This window comes from Bacteroides timonensis, from assembly GCF_000513195.1.
GTDB classification, from domain to species: Bacteria; Bacteroidota; Bacteroidia; order Bacteroidales; family Bacteroidaceae; genus Bacteroides; species Bacteroides timonensis.
Genome location: NZ_CBVI010000163.1, coordinates 1 through 3,715 on the forward strand (window position 1 = coordinate 1; position 3,715 = coordinate 3,715).

Here is a 3,715-nt window from a genome sequence, read left to right on the forward strand (position 1 = left end):
TCGGAAAAGGCGGAGGTTGCCACCGCCGGGAACAAGGGCATGGGAAATGCCCGGACTGTCACTGTGCCGGTGGGACAGGTAAAGAAGAGAGTGGTGTCGCTGCTAGCTCCGCCGATGAGTGATGCGGATTTTGTAAGGGTGTACAGTAAGCCTCGCAATCTGGGATTCAATACGGTACAAACAGAGGTGGAAGGTATTGCGAAGAATACTATCCGTGCCTGTGTGTACCAGACCGTCACGCTGACGGACGGGAAGGAAGTGCAGCTCCGGTTATTGGAGCCGATGATGGCGGGAGAACAGTATGTGCCATCGGGAACAATGGTTACCGGTACGGCAAAAGTTAACGGTGAACGGATGGAGATAAAGGTGAGTTCGGTCAGCTACGGGGAGAGTGTGACTCCCATCAATCTGGATGTATATGATACAAATGGTATGAAGGGGGTGTTTGTGCCTGAATCGGAGGAACTGAACGCGGTGAAGGAGATGGCGGCGAACATGGGGTCGTCACTCGGAACGAGCATTACCATCACGGAGGATGCCGGGGCACAACTGGCTGCGGACTTGGGAAAGGGTGTCATTCAGGGGGCATCGCAATATCTGGCGAAGAAGTTCCGAACGGTAAAGGTGACACTCAAAGCTAACCATGAGTTTTATCTCTTGCCGGGACAGTAAGAAATGTATCTCTAAAAAACAATCGTAAACAATTTAAAAAGAAGTATTTATGAAAAAGTTGATTTTGATGCTTGCCTTTTGTGCAAGTGTATCGGGTGCATACGCACAAAAGACAGTAAAAGTGGAAAAGGTGCAACAGGAAACGGAAGCGGTTGCTGCTGAAGAGGAGGATGCAAACGAGGAAGAGGTGCGTAAAAGTCTTTCTACGGGGGATTTGTACGAGGGGCTTACCCGGACGGTGACTTTTGACCGGATGGTTCCTCCCTATGGGTTAGAAGTGACTTTTAATAAAACGGTACATCTGATTTTTCCTGCGGCTATCCGTTATGTAGACTTGGGTTCTGCGGACATTATCGCCGGAAAAGCGGACGGTTCGGAAAATGTGCTGCGCGTGAAAGCGGCACTGCGTGATTTCTCACGGGAAACCAATCTTGCGGTGATTACGGAGGATGGCAGTTATTACACGTTTAATGTGAAGTATGCGGATGAGCCTACGAAGTTGAATATCGAGATGAAGGATTTTATCCATGACGGCGAAGCGGTGAACCGACCGAATAACTCGATGGAGGTTTATCTGAAAGAATTGGGCAGCGAATCGCCGTTGCTGGTACGGCTGATTATGAAGTCTATCCATGCCAACAATGACAGGCTGGTGAAGCATATCGGCTGTAAAAGGTTCGGTATTCAATATACGTTGAAAGGGATTTATACGCACAACGGGTTACTGTATTTCCATACGGAGTTGAAAAACTCGTCCAACGTGCCTTTTCATGTGGACTATATCACTTTTAAGGTGGTAGACAGAAAGATTGCGAAACGTACAGCCATTCAGGAGCAGGTGATTGTTCCGCTGCGTGCGTATAATTATGTGACGGTGGTCAACGGGAAGAGCAGGGAGAGAACGGTCTTTACGTTACCTAAATTTACGTTGCCGGACGATAAGGAGCTGGTGGTGGAAATGAATGAGCAGGCGGGCGGACGCCATCAGAAATTTGTGATCGGAAATGCGGAGCTAATCCGTGCAAGAGTGATTAACGAACTGAAAATGAAATAAGATGAAGAAGTTTCTATTTTTATTGTGTATGGTAGTGTGCTTTGTCCTGACGGACAAGGCATACGCCCAACGCTGCCTGCCGGGTATGCATGGCATCCGGATTACGGGAGGAATGGCGGACGGTTTCCATTCGTCCGACAAACGTAATGAGCTGGGGTATTCTTTCGGGCTGTCGCTGGATACTTATACCCGACATTGCAACCGGTGGGTGTTCGGTGCGGAGTACCTGCAAAAGTATCATCCGTATAAGGCTATCCGCATACCTACCTCGCAATTTACTGCGGAGGGCGGGTATTACTATACTTTTCTTTCGGATGCGAACAAGGTGTTTCTGCTTTCGTTGGGCAGCTCGGCTTTGGCGGGATATGAAACGAATAATTGGGGGGACAAGTTGCTCTATGACGGTTCTACCCTGCGAAGTGGCGATAACTTTGTCTATGGGGGTGCTGTATCGCTGGAACTGGAAAGTTATTTGAGTAACCGGGTGGTTCTGTTACTGAACGCCCGCGAGCGGTGCTTGTGGGGAAGTGATACGGGTAAGTTTCATTTTCAATTTGGTCTGGGGCTTAAATTCTTAATCAATTAATAAAGGTATATGAAGAAGATGTTTGAAACAATATTCGTGCTCGGTCTTGTATTGACCGGTATCGTGTGTGTGGTAGCGTGTAGTGACAAGTTGGACGTGCAACAGGTGTATGAGTTTGATATGGCAACACTGCCGGTACAGAATAAAATCGTAATAGGCGAGGAAGCGGAAATACGCTATGAGTTGGTTAGAGGCGGAACGTATGTGGAAACGAAGTATTTTATCCGTTACTTCCAACCGGATGGCAAGGGGCAGTTACGCTTGGAAGACGGGACGATTCTTCTCCCGAATGACCTTTACCCGCTGGAAAAGGAAATATTCCGCCTGTATTATAAATCTATGAGTACTGACCAGCAGACGATTGATGTTTATATTGTCGATTCATTCGGACAAATGATACAGAAATCTTTCAGTTTCAATAATGAAAGTCAGGATAAGGAGGAGGAAGAATGATTTATGCCGGGTATAATCCACGCTTTAGCAGTGATGAGCAATATACTCCTGCTTATGCGGTTGCTCCTATTATAAAGTACATACCAAAGGATAAAACCGTATGGTGTCCGTTTGATACGGAAAACAGCGAATTTGTACTTGCTCTGAAAGCTGCCGGTATAAATACTGTCCATTCCCATATTTGCACCGGGCAAGACTTTTTTAATTATGAGCCAATGAAATGGGGGATGATTGTATCAAATCCTCCTTTCAGCAAAAAGCAGCAAGTAGTGGAACGTTGCTTATCTTTCGGAAAGCCTTTTGCACTGATTTTATCTAATTTATGGTTGAACAGCAGTGCTCCGGTACGTCTGTTCAAGGATAAAGAGATGCAAATGCTTTTGTTTGACAAACGTATCCAGTTTACGGAGAAAAATGCGGCTTATTTCGGTTCAAGTTATTTTTGTTATAAGGTTCTGCCTAAACAAATTGTCTTTGAGAATTTAAGCCGATCCAAATATGAGCAAAGCCGGATGAGTGAGGATATGAAGAGGTTGATTGAACCTTTAACTAAATTGAGGTAGTAATGACTGCTTTGCTTGTTTATTGTGGCTTCCTTATTGCTATATGGGGGTGTATCGGATGGGATTTATATCATGCGCCGACTGACATAGAATTATGGGGAAAAGAGATTGGATAGACTTTTCCCTTACATAAATAAAAATCCTCCTGCCTGATAATGGGCAAGAGGATTTTGTTTTTAGAACAGCGCCAATGTAAGTTGTTGGGGCTGGGTGTACCGGCATTTCAGTTCCAATAGTTTATTTTTGAGTTTGCTTATCACTTTGGGATTATAATTGCTTCTATCGGCAACAGAATAGCGTTCTGCCTTGCTGTATTGCTGTTCCAACTGGCAAATACCCTGTCTGACGGCTTCTTTATAGTCTTTGATGGGTTCGTCAAATACGGAC

General features: G+C 45.6%; 5 protein-coding genes and 1 pseudogene. 5 read left to right on the plus strand and 1 reads right to left on the minus strand.

All coding sequences use genetic code 11. The features are described 5' to 3' along the window. From traM to BN161_RS26300, 5 genes are all read left to right on the plus strand, one after another. A partial coding sequence (gene traM, locus BN161_RS26280) for a conjugative transposon protein TraM (RefSeq protein ID WP_044271971.1) occupies window positions 1–672 on the plus strand: 672 nt, incomplete at its 5' end. 49 nt (window positions 673–721) lie between these two features. Further along, window positions 722–1,726 (plus strand): conjugative transposon protein TraN, encoded by a 1,005-nt coding sequence (traN, locus tag BN161_RS26285; protein WP_044271973.1) that lies wholly within the window; start codon window positions 722–724, stop codon window positions 1,724–1,726. Between the two features lies 1 nt (window position 1,727). Then, a complete protein-coding gene (locus BN161_RS26290) occupies window positions 1,728–2,312 on the plus strand; it encodes a conjugal transfer protein TraO (protein WP_044271974.1) in 585 nt (194 codons plus the stop codon). A 9-nt stretch (window positions 2,313–2,321) separates the two neighbouring features. Further along, window positions 2,322–2,765, plus strand: coding sequence for a DUF3872 domain-containing protein (locus BN161_RS26295; protein WP_044271975.1), 444 nt, complete (start codon window positions 2,322–2,324; stop codon window positions 2,763–2,765). Further along, the gene (locus BN161_RS26300; RefSeq protein ID WP_044271978.1) at window positions 2,762–3,328 is read left to right on the plus strand and encodes a hypothetical protein; all 567 of its coding nucleotides are present in this window, start codon (window positions 2,762–2,764) and stop codon (window positions 3,326–3,328) included. The genes BN161_RS26295 and BN161_RS26300 overlap by 4 nt, the downstream gene beginning before the upstream one ends. A 176-nt stretch (window positions 3,329–3,504) precedes the next feature. Here BN161_RS26300 and BN161_RS26305 read toward each other — a convergent pair. Next, window positions 3,505–3,715, minus strand: a pseudogene (locus BN161_RS26305) (hypothetical protein); the annotation flags it as partial.